The organism is Kribbella sp. NPDC003505, from assembly GCF_040610875.1.
Taxonomy (GTDB): Bacteria; Actinomycetota; Actinomycetes; order Propionibacteriales; family Kribbellaceae; genus Kribbella.
On sequence record NZ_JBEXNA010000004.1, the window covers coordinates 96892 to 120173 of the forward strand.

A 23282-nucleotide genomic window follows, 5' to 3' on the forward strand; every position below is an offset into this window, starting at 1 on the left:
CGTCGCAGGAGTATTTTCGTTGGATGGGATACGCGCTCGGGGAGCTGGGGCTCCGGCGGTGGCGGACGGGTGATGCGCTGCGGCTGGCGGCGGCGCACGACGACCCTGAGATGGTGCATCAGGGCGGGATCGTGGACCGCGCGTCCGCCGTCGACTGGATCGGGCGGGTCGCGGACCTGGACAACGGGCACGTGTACGCCGTCGCGGACGCCGACGACCACCCGATCGGGTGCGTCGGGGTGACGAACATCGACCGGCACCGGGTGGGCTGGATCTGGTACTGGACGCTGGCCGACGTGCGCGGCCAGGGCGTCGCGCGGGATGCCCTGCGCGCGCTCGCCGGCTGGGCCCACCACGAGGCCGGGCTCTACCGTCTCGAGCTCGGGCACCGCCTGAACAACCCGGCGTCCTGCGCGGTCGCCGTCGGCGCCGGCTTCCTCTCCGAGGGCATCGAACGCGAACGGCTCGCGTACGACGGCACGCGGTACGACGTGGAACGCCACGCCCGGCTGATCACGGACGCGCTCCTCCCTCCGCAGCGACCGGTGACCGTCAGAGCGTGAGCTTCGGGTGCCGGTTGACGTCCTTGTAGAGCAGGTACCGGAAGCGGCCGGGCCCACCCGCGTAACAGGCCTGCGGGCAGAAGGCGCGCAGCCACATGAAGTCGCCCTCCTGCACTTCGACCCAGTCCTTGTTCAGCAGGTAGATCGCCTTGCCCTCGAGCACGTACAGCCCGTGCTCCATCACGTGCGTCTCCGGGAACGGGATCACGCCGCCCGGCTCGAACGTCACGATGTTGACGTGCATGTCGTGCCGTACGTCGTCCGGGTCGACGAACCGCTGCGTCTTCCAGGCGCCGTTCGTGTCCGGCATCTCCCGGCCCTCGACATCCGCCTCGTTGGTGACGAGCGCCGGCGGTACGTCGATGCCCTCGATCCGCTCGTACGCCTTCCGCACCAGGTGGAACGTGACCGCCGCGTCGCTCGTGTTCCGCACCGTCCAGTCGCCGCCCGGCGGCAGGTAGGCGTACCCGCCCTCGGTCAGCGTGTGCTTCTCGCCCGCGACCGTCAGCACAAGGTTGCCGGCGACAACGAACAGTACGGCCTCGGCGGCCGGGTCCGTCTCGGGTTTGTCGCTGCCGCCGCCCGGCGCGACCTCGACGATGTACTGCGAGAACGTCTCGGCGAACCCGGACAGCGGCCGCGCGATCACCCACAACCGGGTGTCGTCCCAGAACGGCAGCCGGCTGGTGACGATGTCGCGCATCGTGCCGCGCGGCAGGACGGCGTACGCCTCGGTGAAGACCGCGCGGTCGGTGGTGAGGTCGGTCTGCGCAGGCAGTCCGCCCTTCGGCGCGTAGAAGGTCATCGTTCTCCTCGGGTCAGCAGGCGGCCGCGCGGGTCGGCGGCGATGTCGACGGGGACGCCGCGGAGCCAGGTGCTCCGCACGACACCGGTCAGCGTGCGGCCGTCGTACGGCGTGATGGCGTTCTTGTGCTGGAGCTGCCGCGCGTCGACGACGAAGGTCTCGTCGGGGGCGAGGATGCAGAAGTCGGCGTCGTACCCGACCTCGATACCGCCCTTCGCGGTCAGGCCGGTCTGCGCGGCCGGGGCGGCGGACATCCAGCGGACGACGTCGGTCAGCGTGAAGCCGCGGCGGCGGGCCTCGGTCCAGACAGCCGGCAGGCCGAGCTGGAGGGACGCGATCCCGCCCCACGCGGTGCCGAAGTCGCCGGTGTCGAGGTGCTTTAGGTCGATCGTCGACGGCGAGTGGTCGGACACGACCAGGTCGATCGTGCCGTCGCGCAGGCCCTCCCACAGCAGCTCGCGATTCGCGGCCTCGCGGATCGGCGGGCAGCACTTGTACTGCGTGGCGCCGTCCGGAATGTCCTCGGCGGTGAAGCTCAGGTAGTGCGGACACGTCTCGGCGCTGATCCGTACGCCGTCGGTGCGGGCTCGGCTGAGCAGTGGGAGGACGTCGGCGCTGGAGACGTGCAGGATGTGGACGCGGCAACCGGTGTCGCGGGCGAGCCGGATGACCTGCGCGACGGCCTCGTTCTCCGCGGCGCGCGGCCGCGAATTGAGGAAGTCGAGGTAGCCGGCGCCGTTCGGCGGGGTGGCCTCGTCGATGGCGTGGGCGTCCTCGGCGTGCACGATCAGCAGACCGTCGAACGACGCGATCTCGCGCATCGCGGCCTCGACCTGCGCCGCGTCCAGCGGCGGGAACTCGTCGACACCCGAGTGCAGGAGGAAGCACTTGTAGCCGAACACGCCGGCGTCGTGCAGCGGGCGCAGGTCGGGCACGTTGCCCGGGATCGCGCCGCCCCAGAAGCCGACGTCGACGTACGCCTGGGTCTCGGCGGTCTTGCGCTTCAGCGCCAGCGCCGGCACGTCGCACGTCGGCGGGATGCTGTTCAGCGGCATGTCGACGATCGTGGTGACACCGCCGGCCGCGGCGGCCTTCGTCGCGGAGGTGAAGCCCTCCCAATCGGTGCGGCCGGGGTCGTTGACGTGCACATGGGAGTCGACGAGTCCGGGCAGCAGCACTTCGTCGTCCCCGACGCGCAGCTCCGTCGCGGCGTCGAGCTCCGCGTCGTACGGGGAGATCGCGACGATCCGCCCGTCCCGGACACCGATCGCGGCCGACCGCTCCCCGTCGGGTCGCACCACGCGGCGGGCCTGAATCACGAGATCAAGAGCGCTCATGCGATGCCTTTCTCTCTTCGTGCCATCGTAAGGTGCTCGGCTGCGATCCGTTCGCCGAGCTGTTCCAGCAGCGGGCGGGGTTCGGCGATGCATCTGCTGACGTCAGGCTCCAGGTCTGTCAGTGCGTAGGCCGCCGATACGCCGATCTCCTGGAGTTTGTCGGGCTCCAGGCGGTTCACACCGCAGACCGCGACGACCGGGATTCCCGCGCCGTCGCGACCCAGCCGGCCGGCAGCGGCCGCGACACCGGCAACTGCCTTGCCGTGCAGCGTTTGTTCGTCCAAGGCCCCTTCGCCGGTGATGATCAGGTCGGCGCCGGCGAGCTGCTCGCGGAAATGGACCATCTCCAGCACCAGGTCGATACCCGGCCGGAGCTCGGCACCCAGCAACGCCAGCGCCGCGAAACCGACCCCGCCGGCCGCACCGGCGCCCGCTGTGTCGCGAAGGTCCGCGCCGGTCCAGTCAGCGACCGCATCGGCCCAGCGCCCCAGGCGAGCGTCCAGCTCCACAACCTGCTCCGGCGTAGCCCCCTTCTGCGGCCCGTACACAGCCGCCGCACCCCGAGGCCCGGTCAACGGATTGTCCACGTCACAAGCAACGACCAACCGCGCGCCTTGGAGCCTCGCGGCGACAAGCGCTGGGGTCTGGGAACAAGCAATAGCCTGTTCCCAGACCCCAGGGGGTGTTCCCAGGTCCGCCAGGGCGGCGATCAGCCCCGCGCCGCCGTCCGTGGAGGCGCTGCCGCCGATCGCGAGGATGATGCGGGTGCACCCGGCGTCGACGGCGGCGGCGATCAGCTCGCCCGTGCCGTACGACGTGGCGGTGAGGGGTGCGGGTATGCCGTCGGGGAGGCGGACCAGGCCTGAGACATCGGCCAGCTCGACCACCGCCGAGTTGCCGAGTCGGGCGTAGCCGGAGTGGACCGGCTCGCCGGTGGGGCCGGAGGCTACGACCGGGACGAGGGTGTAGCCGGCCGCGACGGCGGCGGCCAGGGTGCCGTCGCCGCCGTCGGCGACCGGGACTGCGACCACGGTGGCGTCGAGGCAGACTCGTCGTACCCCGGTGCCGACCGCGTCCGCGACCTCGGCACTCGTCAAGGTGCCCTTGAACTTGTCGGAGGCAACGACCACGCGCACGGGTCAGTCCAGCAACGCGAGGGCCGTGGGCGCGTCCTCGGGTGAGATCGCCAGGTCCTCGAACTCGACGACGTTGTCGATCTCGACACCCATCGACACGTTCGTGACCCGCTCCAGGATGACCTCGACGACGATCGGGACCTGGTGCTCGACCATCAGCTTCTTCGCCTGCTCCAGGGCCGGCAGGATCCCGTCCGGCTCGGAGACCCGCAGTGCCTTGCAGCCCAGGCCTTCGACGACCTTCACATGGTCGACGCCGTACCCGTTGACCTCCGGGCTGTTGATGTTCTCGAAGGACAGCTGCACGCAGTAGTCCATGTCGAAGTTCCGCTGCGCCTGGCGGATCAGGCCGAGGTAGGAGTTGTTCACCACCACGTGGATGTACGGGATGTTGAACTGCGCCCCTACCGCGAGCTCCTCGATCAGGAACTGGAAGTCGTAGTCGCCCGACAAGGCGACCACCGTGCTGTCCGGATCCGCGACCGCGACCCCCAGCGTCGCCGGCACGGTCCAGCCGAGCGGACCGGCCTGGCCGGCGTTGATCCAGTGCCGCGGTCGGTACACGTGCAGCATCTGCGCTGCCTGGATCTGAGACAACCCGATCGTGCTGACGTAACGCACGTCCGGCCCAAAGGCCCGGTTCATCTCCTCGTACACCCGCTGCGGCTTGATCGGCACCGCGTCGAAGTGCGTCTTCCGCTGCAGCGTCGTACGGCGCTCGCGGCACTCCGCGGCCCACGCCGTACGATCCGGCAAGCGTCCGTCGGCGGCCCACTCGCGGGCGACCTCGACGAAGACCTCCAGCGCGGCGCGCGCGTCCGACACGACCCCGTAGTCCGGTGCGAACACCCGCCCGATCTGCGTCGGCTCGATGTCCACGTGAATGAACTTGCGAGCTCCCCGATACACATCCAGTCCGCCGGTGTGCCGGTTCGCCCACCGGTTGCCGATCCCCAGGACCACGTCCGAGGCCAGCATGGTCGCGTTCCCGTACCGGTGCGACGTCTGCAGCCCGACCATGCCCGCGCTCAGCGGGTGGTCGTCGGCGATCGCGCCCCAGCCCATCAGGGTCGGTACGACGGGGATCCCGGTGATCTCGGCGAAGGAGACCAGCAGGTCCGACGCGTCGGCGTTGATGATTCCGCCGCCGGCGACGATCAGCGGGTGCTCGGCGTCCGCGAGCAGCTGCAGCACCTTCTCCGCCTGCGCCCGGGTCGCCGCGGGGCGCGAGACCGGAAGCGGCTCGTAGGTGTCGATGTCGAAGTCGATCTCGGCGAGCTGCACGTCCAGCGGCAGGTCGATCAGCACCGGTCCCGGCCGGCCTTCGCGCATCACCTGGAACGCCTTCTGGAAGGTGCCCGGGACCTGCGCGGCCTCCATCACGGTGACCGCCCACTTCGCGACCGGCTTGGCGATCGAGGAGATGTCGACGGCCTGGAAGTCCTCCTTGTGCAGCTTCGCCACCGGCGCCTGGCCGGTGATGCACAGGATCGGGATCGAGTCCGCGGAGGCGGAGTACAACCCGGTGATCATGTCGGTCCCGGCCGGTCCCGACGTACCGATGCAGACGCCGATGTTGCCGGCGCGGGCCCGGGTGTAGCCCTCGGCCATGTGCGATGCGGCCTCGACGTGGCGGGCGAGCACGTGCTTGATCCCGCCGTGCGCGCGGATCGCACTGTAGAACGGGTTGATCGCGGCGCCGGGCAGCCCGAACGCCTGCGTCGAGCCTTCCTTCTCCAGGATCAGTACGGCGGCGTCGACCGCGCGCATGCGAGTCATCAGCTGACCGCCTTGCCGGACAGGCGCTCCACACCACGGAGCAGCGCGGAGTGGTCGAGGCCGCCGTCGCCGTTCGCCCGGGCGGACGCGACCAGCTGGGCGACCAGCGCGCCGAGCGGTACGACGACACCTGCCTCGCGAGCGGCCGCGGTGACGATGCCCATGTCCTTGTGGTGCAGGTCGATCCGGAACCCGGGCTCGAAGGAGCGCGACAGCATGTTCTGCTTCTTCTGGTTCAGCACGGTGGAACCGGCCAGCCCGCCGCCCAGGACCTCGAGCGCGGCCTTGGTGTCGACGCCGTACGCCTCCAGGAAGACGACCGCCTCGGAGACGGCCTGGATGTTCGCGGCGACGATCAGCTGGTTGGCGGCCTTCACCGTCTGGCCGGACCCGCTCGGGCCGACGTGCACGACGGTCTTGCCGACGACGTCGAACAGCGGCTTGGCCGCGGCGAAGTCGTCCGCGTCTCCACCGACCATGATCGACAGCGCGGCGTTCTTGGCGCCCGCCTCGCCGCCGGAGACCGGGGCGTCGAGCAGCCGGAAGCCGTTCGCCCGCGCCTGCTCGGCGAGCCGCTGCGTGACGTCCGGCCGGATGCTGGAGAAGTCGATGATCAGGGTGCCGGTCTCGGCCAAATGGAAGACGCCGTCCTCCCCCTCGAGCACGTCCTGCACGTCTGGTGAGTCGGGCACCATCACGCAGATCACGTCGGCGCCCTTGACCGCGTCGGCGAGCGAGGTCGCGGCGCGGCCGCCGGCGGCGACCAGGGCCTCCGCGCGCTCCGGCGTACGGTCCAGGCCGGCGACGGTGTGGCTGGCGTTGGCGAGGTGGACGGCCATCGGGTTGCCCATGATGCCGAGGCCGATGAAGGCGATGTTGGTCATGATTCGTCTCCTGGGTCGATCAGCGGCGCTCGAACGGCAGCCAGCCGAAGCTTGCGTCTGAGTTGGTGGACGGCTTGTACTCGAGCCCGACCAAGCCGGTGTAGCCGTTCGCCTCGAGGGCGGTCAGTTGGCGGTCGAGCGGGAGGGTGCCGGTGCCGGGCTCGTTGCGGCCCGGGTGGTCGGCGATCTGGACGTGGGCGACCCGGCCGGCGTGGTCGGCGATCACCCGGTCGACGTCGTCGCCGTTGACCGCGAGGTGGTACAGGTCCGCGAGCAGTCCGACGTTCGGTACGTCGTACGCCGCCTGCACGCGATCGATCACGCCCAGCGCGTCGGCCGCGATCTTCAGCGGGTAGCGCTCCGCGCCGCTGACCGGCTCGACGAGGACCGTGGCGCCGATCCGCGCGGCGGCCTTGGCGGCGAGCGCGAGGTTCTCGACGGCGACGTCGTCCTGTTCTTGTTCGGTGCTGCCGTCGACGCGGTTGCCGTACAGGGCGTTGAAGCCCTGGGCGCCGAGCCGCTCGCCGATGCCGACGGTGACGTCGACGTTGTCGCGGAACTCGCCGGACCGCTTCGGCCAGGACACCAGCCCGCGGTCGCCGCCCGGCATGTCACCGGCGAAGAAGTTGAGCCCGGTCAGCCGTACGCCGGCGTCGGCGACCGCGCTGACGAACGCGTCGACCTGCCGGTCCGGCGGGACGGCCGCGACGAACGGCCACCAGAACTCCACCGCGCTGAACCCGGCCCGGCGCGCGGCGGCCGGCCGCTCGAGCAGAGGCAACTCGGCGAAGAGCAAAGAACAGTTCACCGTGTACTTCAGCTGGTGACTCATCCCGACTCCAATTTCCGCATTGTGGAACTTGATTTCTGTTCTGCGAAATGACCATAAGCGCGTGATCGAGAGAGCGTCAAGCGTCCGGCGGGGTTCGGCCGCGGACCGAGGGGCTGTCGTACGCGGGCGCGCGCGTTGTACTTTCCTCTAAAGGGAGGTACGTCGTGTTGCTGGCGGAGTTGCTCGATGCGCCCGAGCTGGGGCTGCGGTTGCTGTACTCCGGCGCCGGCATGCTGGATCGGCCGATCGGGCGGCTGGTGACCACCGACCTGCTCGAGCCCGGGCGGTACCTGAGCGGCGGCGAGGTCGTCCTGACCGGACTGGTCTGGCGCCGGCAGGCCGCCGACAGCGAGGTGTTCGTGGCGTCGATGGCCGGCCGCGGAGCGACCACGATCCTGGCCGGCAAGGCGCAACTGGGCGACGTGCCGGCGGATCTCGTGGAGGCCTGCCGGCGGCACGACGTGACCCTGGTCGAGGTCCCGATCGAGATCGCGTTCGCCGATGTCACGGAGTACGTCGCGGCGGCGGGATCGGCCGAGACCGGCGCGCGGTTGTCGGCCAGCCTGGTGCGCCAGCGGCAGCTGCTGTCGTCGATCGCCGCCGGGCGGAGCCTCGACGAGCTGGCGGCGAGGATCTCCGCCGAGATCGGGCACGACTGCCGGGTGCTGACCCCGACCGGGCGGCACGTCGTTCCCGGGCCGGGCGAGCTCGACGCGGCCGCGGTCGACGCGGTCACCCGCAAGTTCCTGACCGCGGACCGGACACCGGCCGTGGCGATGACGATCGACGCGTCGTACAGCCTGTTCCCGGTCGGATCCGGGCTCGGCAACCGGCTGACGGCGTGGGTGCTGGTGATCGAGGGCGACCACAACGAATGGTCCGGCGATCACGTCGAGGCGGTGCACGAGCTGTGCGCGATCGCTGCCCTGGACCGGGCCCGGCGTGACGAGGGCCGCCGCGCACTGCGCCCGTTGGTGGCGGACGCGCTGGCCATGGTCGAGTCGGGCGCCCCGCTGACCGAGGTCGCCGCCCGGCTGCGGCAGGCCGGCGCCCACTCCGAGCGGCCGATGGTCGTGGCGGTCGCCGAACTCCGCGACGACGGCCCGAGCGAGGTCGCTCTCAGCCTCTTGGAGGATGTCGCGCTGACGGTCGGCCCGGCCGTCGTCGCCCCTGGGCGGGACGGGCTGCTCGTCGGATTCCTGCCGTTCGCGCCGGGCCTTCCGGAGCACCTGCGCCGGGCCTTCGGTCGCCTCGCCCCGGGCCTCAACCGGGCCCGCCTCGCGGTCGGGATCAGCGGCGAGACGGCGGTCGACGCACTCGCCGGCGCGCTCGAGGAGGCCAGGTTCGCGCAGCGGGCGGCAGGTGCCGCGCGAGCGCCGGTGTCGGTGGTCACATCGGACGAGGTCGCCTCGCACGTCCTGGTGCTCGCCACGCTGCCCGACGACGTACGCCGTACCTACAGCCACCGCGTCCTCGGTGCGGTTCTCGACCACGACCGCCGGACCCACGCCGACCTGCTCATGACGCTGCAGGCCTTCCTCGCCTGCTCGTGCTCGTGGACACGGACGGCGGAGTCCCTGCACCTGCACGTCAACACCGTTCGCTACCGGATCGAACGCGTTGAGCAACTGACCGGACGCGATCTGTCGAGCCTCGAGGACCGGGTGGACGTGTTCCTGGCGCTCAAATCGCTGTAGTTGTGTGATCACACAAAACGGACCGTTCTCCGGCCGTTCATCTTCGGAGGTTCACCGGGTGCAATCCGTCCCCCGGTGAGCCGATGCTCAGGTGCAGGTCAAATCCCCGCACCGCCCCAAGCAGCCGAGGAGCGTGTCCCCGATGAAGGCAGTCCTGCGACCGAGCCGCCATACCAACCGCCACCCCGTCGACCAGGTGCTCCCACCTGCGAAGCTCGCGGTGTACGGCGCTCAGCACGTACTGGCGTTCTACGCCGGGGCGGTGATCGTACCGATCCTGCTCGCCAGTGCGATCGGGCTCAGCACCGAGCAGCTCATCCACCTGATCAACGCCGACCTGTTCACCTGCGGCATCGCGTCGATCATCCAGTCGGTCGGCTTCTGGAAGGTCGGCGTCCGGCTGCCGCTGCTGCAAGGCGTGACGTTCACGGCGGTCTCGCCGATGATCGCGATCGGCCTCGCGGCGGGCGGCGGCACCGACGGGCTGCTGGTGATCTACGGCGCCGTCCTGGTCGCGGGACTGGCCACGTTCTTCATCGCGCCGTACTTCAGCCGGCTGATCCGGTTCTTCCCGCCGGTGGTGACCGGGTCGGTGATCACGATCATCGGTCTGGCGCTGCTGCCGGTCGCGGCCGGGGACGCGGTCGGCGGCGCCGGCCCGAGCGCCGCGCCGACCAGCGGGAAGAACATGGCGTACGCGCTCGGCACGCTGGCGCTGATCGTCCTGATCCAGCGGGTGTTCAAGGGCTTCATGGCGACCATCGCGGTCCTGATCGGCCTGGTCGTCGGCACGCTGGTCGCCTGGGCGTTCGGGGACGCGCACTTCGGCGCGGTCGGTGACGCGGCCTGGGCCGGGGTGACCACGCCGTTCTACTTCGGCTGGCCGAAGTTCTCGGTCGCGGCGATCATCTCGATGGTCGTGGTGATGCTGATCACCGCCGTGGAGACCACCGGCGACGTGTTCGCGACCGGCGAGATCGTCGAGAAGCGGGTCGGCCGCGAGGACATCGCGCGGGCGCTGCGGGCCGACGGCCTGGCCACCACGATCGGCGGCGTCTTCAACTCGTTCCCGTACACCTGCTTCGCGGAGAACGTCGGCCTGGTCCGGCTGACCCGGGTCCGCAGCCGCTGGGTGGTCGCGGCCGCGGGCGCGATCATGATCCTGATCGGTCTGGTGCCGAAGGCCGGTGCGATCGTCGCCGGCGTACCGCATCCGGTGCTCGGCGGCGCGGCGCTGGCGATGTTCGCGACCGTGGCCGTGGTCGGCTTCCAGACCCTCGCGAAGGTCGACTTCCACGACCACCGCAACGTCGTGATCGTCGCGACCAGCGTCGGCCTGGCGATGTACGTGACCGCGCAGCCGCAGGTCGCGCAGGCCGTCCCGAGCTGGGCCGAGATCATCTTCGGCAGCGGCATCACGCTCGGCAGCCTGACCGCGATCGGCCTGAACATCCTGTTCCACCACGTCGGCAAGAACTTCGGGCCCGCGGTGGCGGGCCAGCCGGGCGACACGGTCCGGCTCGACCAGGTGAACGAGATGACCCGCGAGGAGTTCGTCGAGACGTTCGGCGGCCTGTTCCAGGGCCCGCGCTGGGCGGTCGAGCGGGCCTGGGAGATGCGGCCGTACGCCGACACGCACGCGCTGCGGCGCTCGTTCCAGGAGGCGCTGTTCTCCGGCTCCCGCGAGGAGCAGCTGGAACTGATCCAGGCGTACCCGCGGCTCGGCTCGCAGTTCGTCGCCGACGGCCTCAGCGGCGAGGCGTCGCTGCGGGACCAGTCCGACAAGGGGCTGACGTTCCTCGGCGACCCCGAGCGCGACGAGCTGACCGCGATCACCTCGGCGTACGAGGACCGGTTCGGATTCCCGCTGGTGATCTCGGTCCGCGACGCCGAGTCGTACGAGCGGATCGTCGAGCAGGGCCGGGAACGGCTCGGGAACTGCGAGAACCAGGAGCACGCCGCCGCGCTGCTCGAGATCGCGAAGATCGCCGGCTACCGGTTCGACGACTTCGTGTCCGACGCCAACCCGATCCACAGCGCACGCACCCGATGGAGCACCAACCGATGACGACCCAAGCCCTGCGCGCCCCCGCCTTGACGGTGAACGGCGAGCTCACCGCGATCGGCGCGGTCTCCGTGCACACGACGGTTCTGGACTGGCTGCGCGACCGCGGCCTGACCGGCGCCAAGGAGGGGTGTGCGGAGGGCGAGTGCGGTGCCTGTTCCGTCCTCGTCGCCCGCCCCGGCACCGACTCACAGACCGAGTGGACCGCGGTGAACGCGTGTCTCCTGCCGGTCGCGTCCCTCGACGGCCAGGAGGTGATCACCTCCGAAGGCCTGGGCACCCCTGCCGACCTGCACCCCGTGCAGCAGGAGATGGCGGTCCGCGGGGGCTCGCAGTGCGGCTTCTGCACGCCGGGCTTCATCTGCAGCATGGCCGCCGAGTACTACCGCCCGGGTCGTGCCTGTGGTGAAGGTGACCACGAGCACGGCGCGAACGGGTTCGATCTGCATGCGTTGAGCGGGAACCTGTGCCGGTGCACGGGTTACCGCCCGATCCGGGACGCGGCCTACGCGTTGGACATGCCTGCGGACAACGACGCGCTCGCCGTACGCCGTGACACACCACCGCCCGCCCCGGCGCCGACCGGCATGGTGTCTGCGGAAGGCGAGTTCGTCCGACCGGCGTCACTCGACCAGGCGCTTGCGATGCTGGGCGATCGGGACGATGCGGTGGTCGTTGCCGGTTCCACCGATCTCGGCGTCCAGGTGAACATCTTCGGTGACCGCCCGCCGCTGACCATCGCGATCGACCGGCTGGACGAACTGCGGGAGTTCTCGTTCGGCGGCGAGGAGGTGCGGATCGGCGCGGCGCTCACGCTGACCGAGATCGAACGGCGGCTGGCGGGGCGGATCCCGCTCCTCGACCAGCTCTTCCCGCAGTTCGCCTCCCGGCTGATCCGCAACGGCGCGACGATCGGCGGGAACCTCGGCACCGGATCACCGATCGGAGACACTCCACCCGCACTCCTCGCACTGGACGCGGAGCTGGTTCTCGCCTCCGGCCGGGGCGAGCGGCAGGTGCCGCTGGCGGAGTACTTCACCGGCTACCGGCAGACCGTGAAGGCGCCGGACGAGCTGATCAGGACGATCGTCATTCCGTTGCCCTTGGCACCGATGAGCGCGTTCCACAAGATCGCCAAGCGGCGCTTCGACGACATCTCGAGCGTCGCGATCGGGTACGCCGTCGACGTCGCCGACGGCATCGTCCGGGACGCGAAGATCGGCCTCGGTGGTGTCGCGGCGACCCCGCTGCGCGCCCGTGAGACGGAGGCGGCGCTGATCGGCCGGCCGTGGACCGAGGAGACCGTGCGGACCGTCGCCGCCGTGATGGCGGCCGAGGGTACGCCGATGGACGATCACCGCGCGAGTTCGTCGTACCGCTCCGCGATGCTCGGCCAGTCGTTGTTGCGCTTCTACTTCCAGGGGGTCGGCGCATGAGCTCGTTGTCCGAACGGCCCGCCGCGGCCGTGGTCGGCGTACCGATGCCGCACGAGAGTGCCGCGCTGCACGTGACCGGTGCGGCCTTGTACACAGACGATCTGGTGATGCGCACCCGCGACGTACTGCACGCATGGCCGGTGCAGTCGCCGCACGCCCACGCTCGGGTCACCGCGCTGCGAGTGAAACCGGCGTACGACGTGCCCGGTGTGGTCCGCGTACTGACGGCGGACGACGTACCGGGGGTGAACGACGCGGGCGTCAAGCACGACGAGCCGTTGTTCCCGGGTGAGGTGATGTTCAACGGGCATGCGGTGTGCTGGGTGCTCGGCGAGACGCTGGAGGCCGCGCGGCTGGGGGCGTCGGCGGTCGAGGTCGAGTACGAGCCGCTGCCGTCGCTGGTGACCGTTCGCGAGGCGATCGAGGCCGAGAGCTTCCAGGGCATCGGGCGGCACCTGGAGCGCGGCGACGTCGACCAGGCGCTGGCCGGGGCGGAACACGTGTTCCGCGGCGAGTTCGAGTTCGCCGGGCAGGAGCACTTCTATCTCGAGACGCATGCCGCGCTGGCGCTGGTCGACGAGTACGGGCAGATCTTCGTGCAGTCCAGCACGCAGCATCCCTCGGAAACGCAGGAAATCGTCGCACACGTGCTCGGGCTCGCCAGCCACTCGGTGACCGTGCAGTGCCTGCGGATGGGCGGCGGCTTCGGCGGCAAGGAGATGCAGCCGCACGGCTTCGCCGCGATCGCCGCACTGGGCGCGACGCTGACCGGCCGGCCGGTGCGGTTGCGGCTGAACCGCACGCAGGACATGACGATGTCGGGCAAGCGGCACGGGTTCCACAGCTCGTGGACCGTCGGATTCGGCGCCGACGGCAGGCTTGTCGCGCTGGACGCGACGCTGACCGCCGACGGCGGCTGGAGTCTCGACCTGTCGGAGCCGGTGCTGGCGCGGGCGATGTGCCACATCGACAACGCGTACGAGATCCCGCACGTCCGGGTCGACGGCCGGATCGCGAAGACCAACAAGACGTCGCAGACCGCGTTCCGCGGGTTCGGCGGGCCGCAGGGCATGCTCGTGATCGAGGACATCCTCGGACGGTGCGCGCCGCTGCTCGGGTACGACGCGGCGGAGTTGCGCCGGCGGAACTTCTACCAGCCGGGCGACTCCACGCCGTACGGGCAGCCGGTCCGGCACGCGGATCGGCTCGAGTCGTGCTGGTCGCAGGTGCTGGCCAACGGGGAGATTGCCGAGCGACAGGCCTCGGTGGAGGCGTTCAACGCGTCGCATCCGCACCTGAAGCGCGGGCTGGCGATGACGCCGGTGAAGTTCGGGATCTCGTTCAACCTGACCGCGTTCAACCAGGCGGGCGCGCTGGTGCACGTCTACAAGGACGGATCGGTGCTGATCAACCACGGCGGCACCGAGATGGGGCAGGGCCTGCACACGAAGATGCTGCAGGTCGCGGCGACCACCCTGGGTGTGCCGCTGGCGCGGGTACGGCTGGCTCCGACGCGGACCGACAAGGTGCCGAACACCTCGGCGACCGCGGCGTCCTCGGGCGCCGACCTCAACGGCGCGGCGATCAAGAACGCGTGCGAGCAGATCCGCGAGCGGCTGGCGCAGGTCGCCGGCGGGAAGCTCGGGATCAGCCCTTTGGATGTGCGGTTCGTCGATGGCGTCGTCCGCGGGCTGTCCGGGGACGGCGTGGACTGGAACGAGCTGGTCAACCTCGCGTATCACCAGCGCGTTCAACTGTGGGCAGCCGGCTTCTACCGGACCGAGGGGCTGCACTGGGACGCGAACGCGATGCGCGGCGAGCCGTTCAAGTACTTCGCGTACGGCGTCGCGGCGGCCGAGGTGGAGGTGGACGGGTTCAGCGGCGCGTACACCCTGCGCCGCGTCGACATCGTCCACGACGTCGGTGACAGCCTCAGTCCGCTGATCGACATCGGCCAGATCGAAGGCGGTTTCGTACAAGGCGCCGGCTGGCTGACGCTTGAGGACCTCCGCTGGGACGAGAGCTCCGGCGACCGGCGAGGGCGGCTGTCCACCCAGGCCGCGAGCACATACAAGCTGCCGAGCTTCTCGGAGATGCCCGAGGTCTTCAACGTCACGCTGTTGGAGAAGGCGCATGAGGAAGGCGCCGTCTACGGCTCCAAGGCGGTCGGCGAACCGCCGCTCATGCTGGCGTTCTCGGTCCGCGAGGCCCTGCGCCAGGCTGCGGCCGCCTTCGGCCCGGCCGGCACCAGCGTGGATCTGCCGTCGCCGGCCACACCGGAGGCCGTGTACTGGGCGGTCGATCGGGCCCGGGGAGGTGTGTCGTGGAGTGGGTGAAAGCCGTTCAGCGGTTGCGATCCGGACGGCAGGCCGGCGTGCTGGTCACCGTGATGTCCGTGCGAGGACATGCTCCGCGGGAGGCCGGCGCGAAGATGGTTGTTGCTGCCGACAACGTCTGGTCGACGGTCGGCGGCGGGAATCTCGAGGCGTTGGCGGTCGAGCGCTCGCGGCAGCTGATCGCCGACGGTCTGACGACCCCGGAGGTGCTGACCGCCGCGTTGTCCGACAAAGCGCCGTACCAGCACGGAGTGCAGTGCTGTGGTGGTGAAGTGAAGCTGTTGCTGGAGCCGTTGCCGGTCGTTCCGTCGGTGGCGATCTTCGGGGTCGGGCACGTCGGCCTGGAGCTCGCGCGGATCCTCGCCCGGCACGATCTCGAGCTGCACCTGATCGACTCCCGGGCCGATCAACTGACGGCCGACCGGCTGTCGGCGCTGGACGATGCGGTCGCACACGTTCACGTCCGCAACGTGCCCGTGCTGCCGGAGCTCGTCGTCGGCGAGCTCCCGCCCGGCACCCACGCGGTGATCATGACCCACGACCACGCCGAGGACGCGGCCCTGTGCGACGCCGCGATCCGCAAGGAGGACCTCGCGACGATCGGCCTGATCGGCTCCAGCGCCAAGTGGACGCGGTTCCAGCGCAAGCTCGCCGAGGACGGCAACCCGCCCGAGGCGATCGCGCGGATCACCACGCCGATCGGCCTGCCCGATCTCCCCGGCAAGGAGCCGGCCGTGATCGCGGTCAGCGTCGCCGGGTGGCTTCTGCAGCGGTTCGCGGCCGAACCGCCGCCCGCACCGTCCCGATCCGCCGTGCGATCCGCCCGGCCCGAATTCGCCGACCGGCATCCCGCGTCGGCCCGTCCTGCCGTGCGTCGCCCCGCGCCGGCTCAGCGTGAGGCACAGGCATGACTCTTTATCGTGGCACGTTCGTCGACACGCCGGAGAACCCGTTCGACGGCGCCGGCCTGCGGGTCGGCAGCGACACGGGGCTGCTGGTCGAGGACGGGCTGATCGTTGCCCGGGGACCGTTCGCGGAGCTCCGCCAGGCGCATCCCGCCGAGCAGGTCGTGGACCTGCGCGACGGCGTCGTACTGCCCGGATTCGTCGACACCCACGTGCACTTCCCGCAGATTCGCGCGGTCGGCGGTCTCGGGCTGCCGCTGCTCGAGTGGCTCGACCGGTACGCGCTGCCCGAGGAGGCGCGGATGGCCGACGTGGACTACGCCACCGGTGTGGCGAACGAGTTCGTCCGCGGGCTCGCGGCCGCCGGTACGACGTCGGCGCTCGTCTTCGGCGCGCACTACACCGACGCCGTCGACGCGCTGTTCGGCGCCGCGTCCAAGGTCGGTCTGCGGGTGACGAGCGGTCTGGTGCTCAGCGACCGGCTGCTACGGCCGGAGCTGCTCACCACACCGGTTCGCGCGTACGCCGAGTCGCTCGCGCTCGCGAACCGCTGGCACGGGGTCGGACGCAACCGGTACGCCGTGACGCCGCGGTTCTCGCTGTCGTGCACCGACGAGCTGCTCGCGACCTGCCGGGAGCTGATGGAGGCGATCCCCGGCGCGCTGTTCACCTCGCACGTGAACGAGAACGAGGCCGAGATCGCGTCCGTCGCCGACCTGTTCGGGGGCTGCGACTACGTGACGACGTACGACCGGCACGGCCTGGTGGACCGGCGTACCGTCCTCGCGCACAACGTGCACCCGACGGACGTCGAGCTGAAGACGCTCGCCACCAGCGGCGCGACGGTCGCGCACTGTCCGACCAGCAACGCGGCGCTCGGCAGCGGACTGTTCCCGCTGACCCGGCACCTGCAGTTCGGGGTCCGGGTAGCGCTCGGATCGGACGTCGGCGCGGGCACCGGCTTCTCACTGCTGAAGGAAGGCCTGCAGGCGTACTTCTGCCAGCAACTCCTCGGCGACCACGGCCGGCCGCTCACCGCAGCCCACCTGCTCTACCTCGCCACGACAGCCGGCGCCGAAGCCCTGGCCCTCCCCCACGTCGGCCACCTCTCGGTCGGCCAGCACTTCGACGCCCAACTCCTCCGCCCCGCGGAGGGCTCCCCCCTGGCCGTAGCCATCACCCACGCCGAAGACACCGAAGAAGCCCTCGCCCGCATCTTCACCCTCGGCACCCCCGCCGACGTCCAGGCCGTCTGGATCAACGGAGAGCTTTTGCACCACTGACAGCTCTAGCGGATCGGACGACACCTGCTCGGCTCAGGGAACAAGCAATTGCTTGTTCCCTGACCCCGCCGTGTGTCTCTTCAGCGCTTGCCAGATCCGGGCGGCCGTGTCGCGTGGGTGGTCGAGGTCGGCCCAGCAGACGCGGAACACGCCGTACCCGTGTTCGCGGAGGCGGTCCTCGCGCCACTTCTCCGCAAGGACGACGTCCGCGGTGTTGCCGTACTTCAGCGCGCCGTCGAACTCGATGACGAGCACGCCCGCGAGCAGGAAGTCGACCCGCCCGATCAGCCGGCCGAAGGCATCCCGGATCTCCACCTGCAGCTGCGGTGCCGGCAGACCGTGGTTCGCCAGCAGCACGCGCAGGCGCGATTCCCCGACCGACTCGCTCAAGGCGTTCGCGAACTGTGCGGCGGCCGTCGCGGCCGGAGAGCCGTGCCGGCGCCGATGCCGTCGTACGACGCCGGCCAGCCGCTCCGGGGTGGTGAGCCGCATTCGGAGCGCGGCGTCCGCGAGGACCACGCCGACCTCGTACGAAGTCGTACAAGTGGTCTCGACGATCGCCCGATCGACGCTCGTGAGCCGCAGACCGCCGACCTCCACGAGCTCGTCAACGGCAGGCGTTCCACGGTGTATCCGGATCCCTCGACCGGTCCGGGCGCGGCCTGACGCGACGCGAGTGAAGTGCGCCCTCGCCAGATCGGTCCCCCAGACAGGCAGACCGTGGAGCACGGCCGCGGACTGATGGCTCACGACGACGTCACCGAGCCGCGCGCTCGCCATCCGCACGTTCAGCAGGTGCAGCCGGATCGCGCGCTCCCACGGCGGCTCGTCGGCCGGCCAGTCGCGCGGGTCGACGTACGAATTGAAGCTCAATCGGAGCCATTGCCCGCTACGCACCCGCTGCCGCAACTCGCTGTCGCTGTACCCCGCGGCGACCGCGTCCGGGCGCGTGAACCACCCGCCCCGCTCGGCCGCGATCACTTCCAGTCGTCTGTTCACGCCCAAGAAGGTGCACGTCTCGCACCACGCCCGGACGTCCGATCGCGCATCTGTGGATAAGCCCCGGGGTCGCCAGACAGGCTATTTCTTGTTGCCCGACCCCGGCGCTTGTCCACTCACCCCAGCAGCCGGGCTTGGGTGCGAGCTACCTCGCTGGCCAGGGTGGGTTCGTCGGCGGTGAGGAGCACGTCGTGTTCGACGACGGGGCGGCCGTTGGCGAGGAGGAGGGTGAGCGGTGGGGGTGTGGAGAGGGCCAGAGCGGCGACGGGGTCGGGGATGCCGGTGTGGGGGAGGGTGGTGAGGTTCCAGACGGCGAGGTCGGCAAGTTTGCCGGGCTCCAGGGAGCCGATATCGGCGGAGCGGCCGAGGATGCGGGCGCCGTCCAGGGTCGCCATCTCCAGTGCGGCGCGGACGGTCAGGGCTTGTGGGCCGCCGCGGGCGCGGGCGAACAGGAGCGCGTGCCGCAGTTCCTCCACCAGGCTGCCGGATTCGTTGCTGGCGGCACCGTCGACGCCGAGGCCGACGGGCGATCCGGCGGCGCGGAGGTCTGCGGCGCGGGCGATGCCGGCGCCGAGGCGGGCGTTGGAGCTGGGGCAGTGGGCGACGCCGGTGCCGGTGCCGCCGAGGTGCTTGATCTCCGCGTCGTCGAAGTGGATGCCGTGCGCGAACCACACGTCCGGACCGGTCCACCCGAGCTGGGCGGCGTACTGCAAGGGCCTGCAGCCGTACGTTTCCTGGCACCACGAAGTCTCGTCGGTGGTCTCGGCGAGGTGCGTGTGCATCCGTACGCCGCGACGCCGCGCCAGCTCGGCCGACTCGCGCATCAGTTCACCGGTCACGCTGAACGGCGAGCACGGCGCGACCACGATCTGCAACATCGAGTCGGCTGACGAGTCGTGCCAGCGGTCGATCGCGGCCTCGGTCGCGGCGAGGATCTCGTCGCGGTTCTCGACCACGGAATCCGGCGGCAGCCCGCCGTCCTTCTGACCGCGGTCCATCGAGCCGCGCGCGGGGTGGAACCGCAGCCCGACCTCACCCGCGGCGGCGATCTCGGCCGCGAGCAGGTCGCCGCCGTCGCGCGGGAAGACGTAGTGGTGATCGGCCACGGTCGTGCAGCCGGTCCGCGCGAGCTGGGCGAGCGCCGCCCGCGCCGCGACGTACACGGTCTCCTCGGAGATCCGGGCCCAGACCGGGTACAGCGTCGTCAGCCACTCGAAGAGCGTCGCGTCCGCGGCGAGCCCGCGCGTCACCCACTGGTACAGGTGCTGATGCGTGTTCACGAACCCCGGCGTCACCAGGCAGCCGCGCCCGTCCACGACGCGAGCATCGTCGTACGACGGCGCAGGCCCCGGCCCGACCGCGACCAGGCGATTGCCCTCGGCAACCACGTGGCCGACGAACTCGCGCCGGGCCGGATCGAGGGTCGCCAGGTAGGCGCCCTCGATCACGGTCCTGCTCAACAGAAACCCGGTGTCGCAAGCCAGGCGGACCCGGCGTCGCCGGCGTCGTCGCGAGTCACCGAGGCCTCGATCAGGCCGTACGGGCGGTCCGCGGCGATGAAAACCTCACCGGGGTTCTCGACACCGAACGGCGACAGGTCGACCAGGAAGTGGTGCTTGTTCGGCGCCGAGAACTTGATCTCGGCAACTTCCGGATGCGCCTCCAGCACCGCGGAACCCATGCCGTAGAGCGTCTGCTGCAAGGCCAGGCTGTGAATGTTCGCGAACCGCTCGAGCAGCAGCCTCTTGATGCCGTCGTACGACTTGTCCCAGTCGACGTCGGTGTGGTCGTAGCGCCAGCGCGCGACCAGCGACGTCGCCAGGATCCGGTCGTCGGTTTCCTGCAGCGTCGTGTACTTGTCCTTGAGGAACCCGTGGAATTCCGACCCGGTCGACTTCAGGACGACGAGATCGCTGATCCCGGAGACGACGTACGCCGTGCGCTGCGCACCCCGGCCCTCGACGTTGACGACGGTGTTCCGTACGCCGGTGCCGGCCCGGACGAACGCGTGGTCGTGGTCGTCGATGCGCTCCCAGGCGTACTCCTCGACCTCGATCCGGGCGCCCTCCGCGGCCGGCGACGCATCCAGGAAATGCGCGCCGAGCGTCAGCGCGTAGTCCTCGATCGCCCCGATCCCCTTCTCCTTGGCGAAGGCGAACGCGGTGTTCTTCTGCGTGTCGGTCGGCAGTACGTCGGACTGGTCGCCGGTCGTGTGCGCCGCCTCGAAGCTGCCGCGGAGCGATGTCGACACGTTCAGGTCGCGGATCTGGTGCCGGGGCGTGTCGCGGTAGACGCGGACGACGCGGTTCTCGGCTTTGCCGTACTGGTTGGCGCCCAGGTGGATGGCCATCGGAGGTCAGCTCCCTCGGTAGGTGGAAAACGCGAACGGGCTGAGCAGCAACGGGACGTGGTAGTGCCGCTCGTCGGCGACCGTGAAGGTCACGGAGACCTCGGGAAAGAAGCTGTCCTGGCCCGTGGCCTTCGCGTACGCCGCGACGTCGAACCAGAGCCGGTACGTGCCCGGCTCGAGCTTCGGTTGCAACTCGGCGATCCGGCCGTCGGCGTCCGTGGTGCCGCCGGCCACGAGGACGTCGTCGCGGTAGAGCCGGACCTCGACGTTCTGCGCCGGTCGACCCAGCGCGGTGTCGAGGACGTGCGTGCTGAGCGAACTCATGCCTCCACCACCTTGTTCAACCGGAGCAGCGCGATCTTGCGCAGTTCCTCGTGGACGACGGCTGCCTCGGTCGCGTCGTCGTGCGTGAGACGGGTCCGCAGGCTGTCCAGCATCTGCGCCGCCGACAGCCCGGTCGCACAGATCAGGAACACCCGGCCGAACCGCTCCTCGTACTGACGGTTGCCCTCGGCAAGTTTCTGCCGGACCGCCGGGTCCGCGCCGACACCGGACTGCTCGTTCCGCGACCAGTTGGCCTCGGCGCTCGCGCCCTGCGGGCGGTCACCGATCCGTGGGTGCGCCTGGAGCGCGCGATCGACCTCGTTGTCGTCGAGCTCACGGAGCAACTGGTCGGCGACCGCGGTCAGCGCCGCGCGATCGCCGTACGGCCGCTTGGCCAGGATCGCGTCGACCCAGCGGGGCACGTCGCAGCAGGCTGCCAGCCCCGGCCGGAGCCGGTCGGCCGCAGTGGAGTTGAACTCCTCCAGGTCCACGGATCACACCTTCTCGAATCCCGAAATCGACTTTCCGTATGACGAGAGCGTGACACCCACTCCGCCAGTCGTCAACAGTTTGTTGAAAATCAGCGGGCGCGGTTCAAGTAGTTGTAGACGGTGAAGCGGGTGACGCCGAGCGCCTCGGCGACGATTTCGGCCGACTTGCGGTACTCGAACGCGCCGCGCGCCTCCAGCAACAGAACGGCCTGCTGCTTGTCATGCCGGGACAGGTCGCGCAGCGGACTGCCCAACTCGTCAGCAACCTCTGCCAGCAGGCCCTGCACACCGCCGGCACCACCTGCGCTTGTTCCGGCGCCCGTACCGGCCACGGCAGCCGCAGTGCCGCCGTCGGCGGGTTTCGGCAGCCTGACGGCGACCACCGCCTCCCCTTCCCATCGCAGCGGGATGTCGTCGTCCCGGGCGTCCGCCGGTGCGATCAGCTCGGCGTTCAGCCGCTCCACCAGCGGCGTGATCGCCTCGACCAGGGGATGCTGCTCAGGCATCGCGCCGTACCTGCAAGGTCACCTGGCTCGCGCCGCCGGCGAACGCCGCCTCGAGAACCTTCGGGAGTGCGGGCAGCAACAGGTGCTGCTCGCCGCTGACCTGCGTACCGAGCGGGCCGAACTCGCAGTCGAGCCCGGCCTCCTCTGCCGCACGCAGCGCCTCGGTGGCGTGCGCGGGCGGCGAACCGTCCACGTCGAACGGTTCCGTGGTGAACTCCGCAACCAGTCGCATGGTGCGAGGCTAGGACATGCCCTAACCCTCGGGCACCGCCCGGCGGGCGAGTCGAGCCAGGGCCGCGGTGTCGAACTCGGTCGTCTCGATCGCGCCGCACTCGATGCCGCGCAGCACGAACCCGGCGAGCGCGGCCGCCGTTGCCGGCTCGTCGAGGTAACCCGACTCGCCGTCACCCAGGTACGCCCGCAGGCGCTGCGCGGCCTCGTCGTACCCCTCCCGGTAGAAGAGGTACGTCGCCGCGAAGCGGGTCGGGAGCTGGGCGGGATGCATGTCCCAGCCCTGGTAGATGCCGCGCGCGAGCGAACGCCGTACCAGCCGGAAATGCAGCCGCAACGCGTCGTGGACCGCGTCGCCGACCGGCAGGACGTTGGTCGAGCCGTCGGACACGAAGACGCCAGTACCGGCCGCGGCCAGCTGCATCACGTCCTTCGCGTGATCGGCGACCGGGTGCTCCATGCTCTGGTACGCCGCGGCGACGCCGAGCGAAGCGGAGTAGTCGTACGTGCCGTAGTGCAGCCCGGTGACGCGCTCGCCGCCGGCCTTGATCATCCGGGTGATCAGCGCGGTACCGTCCGCGCCGAGGATCGCCTGCGGGGTCTCGACCTGGATCTCGAAGTTCAGCCGCCGTACGCCGTACTTCTGCTCGAGCGTCTCGAGGACGAGCACCATCGCCTCGACCTGCTCGACCGAGGTCACCTTCGGGAGCGTGACGACGAAGCCGTCGCCGACCGCCCCGAGGTGCTCGAGGAACAGGTCGAGCGTACGGACTCCGCGTCGTCTCGTTGGCGCTTCCAACGACTTGATCCGCAGCCCGTGGTACGGCGTCCGCGGGCCGGCCGCGAGAGCTTCGGCGGCGGCGATCGCCGCGGCGTCCTCCTCGCCGTCCGGCCGGTTGCCGTAGCCGTCCTCGAAGTCGATGCGGAGGTCCTCGATCGGCTCCCGCTCGAGCTTGGCGCGGACCCGGTCGTACACCTCGTCGGTCAGGTCGGCCGCGACGATCTTCGCGAGGTCGGCGGCCGAGGCTGCGTACCTGTCGAGAGCCGCACGGGCCTGCGCACCCCAGTCGTCCACTGTGCGTACGTCGTACCGGTCGGCCGGGACGTACACGGTGTGGATCGGCTGCCGGACCCCGCGATCACCGCGGTAGTCGGCGGCCAGCGCGGCGTCGGCAGCCGCCAGGCGTCGGTCGAGCTCGGCCATCAGGTCGTCCACTGCAGCCTCCTTTTCCGTATTGTGGAGACTAATATCTACTTTGCGGAAGATGCAACCGTTCGACCTTCCGGGATCTGGCGCTAAACTTCCGTGATCCGGAAAGGTGG

The 23282-nt window shown here is 70.4% G+C and carries 21 protein-coding genes; 7 read left to right on the plus strand and 14 right to left on the minus strand.

Annotation, left to right across the window (positions count from 1 at the left end):
* The first annotated feature begins 23 nt into the window (after positions 1–23).
* On the plus strand, positions 24–563 hold the full coding sequence (locus ABZX12_RS14050; RefSeq protein ID WP_355693059.1) for a GNAT family N-acetyltransferase: 540 nt from the start codon (positions 24–26) through the stop codon (positions 561–563).
* On the opposite strand, the gene ABZX12_RS14055 is transcribed toward ABZX12_RS14050, so the two are convergent.
* From ABZX12_RS14055 to ABZX12_RS14080, 6 genes are read right to left on the minus strand one after another with little or no spacing between them, the layout of a single operon-like run.
* Positions 553–1368, minus strand: a complete 816-nt coding sequence (locus ABZX12_RS14055; protein WP_355693061.1) for a bifunctional allantoicase/(S)-ureidoglycine aminohydrolase — start codon at positions 1366–1368, stop codon at positions 553–555. The genes ABZX12_RS14050 and ABZX12_RS14055 overlap by 11 nt on opposite strands.
* Entirely contained in the window at positions 1365–2705 is a 1341-nt protein-coding gene (gene allB, locus ABZX12_RS14060; RefSeq protein WP_355693063.1) for an allantoinase AllB, read from the minus strand. The genes ABZX12_RS14055 and allB overlap by 4 nt, the downstream gene beginning before the upstream one ends.
* A complete protein-coding gene (locus tag ABZX12_RS14065) occupies positions 2702–3841 on the minus strand; it encodes a glycerate kinase (RefSeq protein WP_355693065.1) in 1140 nt (379 codons plus the stop codon). Before ABZX12_RS14065 ends, allB begins: the two co-directional genes overlap by 4 nt.
* Before the next feature lie 3 nt (positions 3842–3844).
* Positions 3845–5620 carry a glyoxylate carboligase gene (gene gcl / locus ABZX12_RS14070; protein ID WP_355693066.1) on the minus strand — a complete coding sequence of 592 codons (1776 nt, stop codon included), beginning with the start codon at positions 5618–5620 and terminating at the stop codon, positions 3845–3847.
* On the minus strand, positions 5620–6504 hold the full coding sequence (locus ABZX12_RS14075; protein WP_355693067.1) for a 2-hydroxy-3-oxopropionate reductase: 885 nt from the start codon (positions 6502–6504) through the stop codon (positions 5620–5622). Before ABZX12_RS14075 ends, gcl begins: the two co-directional genes overlap by 1 nt.
* A gap of 19 nt (positions 6505–6523) precedes the next feature.
* Positions 6524–7336, minus strand: coding sequence for a TIM barrel protein (locus ABZX12_RS14080; RefSeq protein ID WP_355693069.1), 813 nt, complete (start codon positions 7334–7336; stop codon positions 6524–6526).
* A 164-nt stretch (positions 7337–7500) separates the two neighbouring features.
* Between ABZX12_RS14080 and ABZX12_RS14085 the strand changes: the two genes are divergently transcribed.
* From ABZX12_RS14085 to guaD, 6 genes are all read left to right on the plus strand, one after another.
* Positions 7501–9033: a helix-turn-helix domain-containing protein gene (locus ABZX12_RS14085; protein WP_355693071.1), complete on the plus strand. Its 1533-nt coding sequence runs from the start codon at positions 7501–7503 to the stop codon at positions 9031–9033.
* 142 nt (positions 9034–9175) lie between these two features.
* A complete protein-coding gene (gene uraD, locus ABZX12_RS14090; RefSeq protein ID WP_355693073.1) occupies positions 9176–11101 on the plus strand; it encodes a 2-oxo-4-hydroxy-4-carboxy-5-ureidoimidazoline decarboxylase in 1926 nt (641 codons plus the stop codon).
* Entirely contained in the window at positions 11098–12534 is a 1437-nt protein-coding gene (locus ABZX12_RS14095) for an FAD binding domain-containing protein (RefSeq protein WP_355693075.1), read from the plus strand. Before uraD (ABZX12_RS14090) ends, ABZX12_RS14095 begins: the two co-directional genes overlap by 4 nt.
* Positions 12531–14870: a xanthine dehydrogenase molybdopterin binding subunit gene (gene xdhB, locus ABZX12_RS14100; protein WP_355693077.1), complete on the plus strand. Its 2340-nt coding sequence runs from the start codon at positions 12531–12533 to the stop codon at positions 14868–14870. The genes ABZX12_RS14095 and xdhB overlap by 4 nt, the downstream gene beginning before the upstream one ends.
* The gene (gene xdhC / locus ABZX12_RS14105) at positions 14858–15781 is read left to right on the plus strand and encodes a xanthine dehydrogenase accessory protein XdhC (protein ID WP_355693079.1); all 924 of its coding nucleotides are present in this window, start codon (positions 14858–14860) and stop codon (positions 15779–15781) included. Before xdhB ends, xdhC begins: the two co-directional genes overlap by 13 nt.
* Positions 15778–17058 (plus strand): guanine deaminase, encoded by a 1281-nt coding sequence (gene guaD / locus ABZX12_RS14110; protein WP_355693081.1) that lies wholly within the window; start codon positions 15778–15780, stop codon positions 17056–17058. The genes xdhC and guaD overlap by 4 nt, the downstream gene beginning before the upstream one ends.
* A gap of 33 nt (positions 17059–17091) precedes the next feature.
* Here the strand turns inward: guaD and ABZX12_RS14115 are convergent, their stop codons facing one another.
* The 8 genes from ABZX12_RS14115 to ABZX12_RS14150 form a co-directional block, all read right to left on the minus strand.
* Complete coding sequence (locus ABZX12_RS14115) at positions 17092–18057, minus strand: type IV toxin-antitoxin system AbiEi family antitoxin domain-containing protein (RefSeq protein WP_355693083.1); 966 nt, start codon at positions 18055–18057, stop codon at positions 17092–17094.
* Between the two features lie 116 nt (positions 18058–18173).
* Positions 18174–19517 (minus strand): 8-oxoguanine deaminase, encoded by a 1344-nt coding sequence (locus ABZX12_RS14120; protein ID WP_355693085.1) that lies wholly within the window; start codon positions 19515–19517, stop codon positions 18174–18176.
* Positions 19514–20407 (minus strand): factor-independent urate hydroxylase, encoded by an 894-nt coding sequence (gene pucL / locus ABZX12_RS14125; protein ID WP_355693087.1) that lies wholly within the window; start codon positions 20405–20407, stop codon positions 19514–19516. Before pucL ends, ABZX12_RS14120 begins: the two co-directional genes overlap by 4 nt.
* A 6-nt stretch (positions 20408–20413) precedes the next feature.
* Positions 20414–20731, minus strand: coding sequence for a hydroxyisourate hydrolase (gene uraH / locus ABZX12_RS14130; protein WP_355693088.1), 318 nt, complete (start codon positions 20729–20731; stop codon positions 20414–20416).
* Positions 20728–21222, minus strand: coding sequence for a 2-oxo-4-hydroxy-4-carboxy-5-ureidoimidazoline decarboxylase (uraD, locus tag ABZX12_RS14135; RefSeq protein ID WP_355693090.1), 495 nt, complete (start codon positions 21220–21222; stop codon positions 20728–20730). Before uraD (ABZX12_RS14135) ends, uraH begins: the two co-directional genes overlap by 4 nt.
* 89 nt (positions 21223–21311) lie before the next feature.
* Positions 21312–21728 carry a helix-turn-helix domain-containing protein gene (locus tag ABZX12_RS14140; RefSeq protein ID WP_355693092.1) on the minus strand — a complete coding sequence of 139 codons (417 nt, stop codon included), beginning with the start codon at positions 21726–21728 and terminating at the stop codon, positions 21312–21314.
* Positions 21721–21960 (minus strand): thiamine-binding protein, encoded by a 240-nt coding sequence (locus ABZX12_RS14145; protein ID WP_355475302.1) that lies wholly within the window; start codon positions 21958–21960, stop codon positions 21721–21723. Before ABZX12_RS14145 ends, ABZX12_RS14140 begins: the two co-directional genes overlap by 8 nt.
* Before the next feature lie 21 nt (positions 21961–21981).
* A complete protein-coding gene (locus ABZX12_RS14150) occupies positions 21982–23175 on the minus strand; it encodes an aldolase/citrate lyase family protein (RefSeq protein WP_355693094.1) in 1194 nt (397 codons plus the stop codon).
* Positions 23176–23282: the final 107 nt, after the last annotated feature.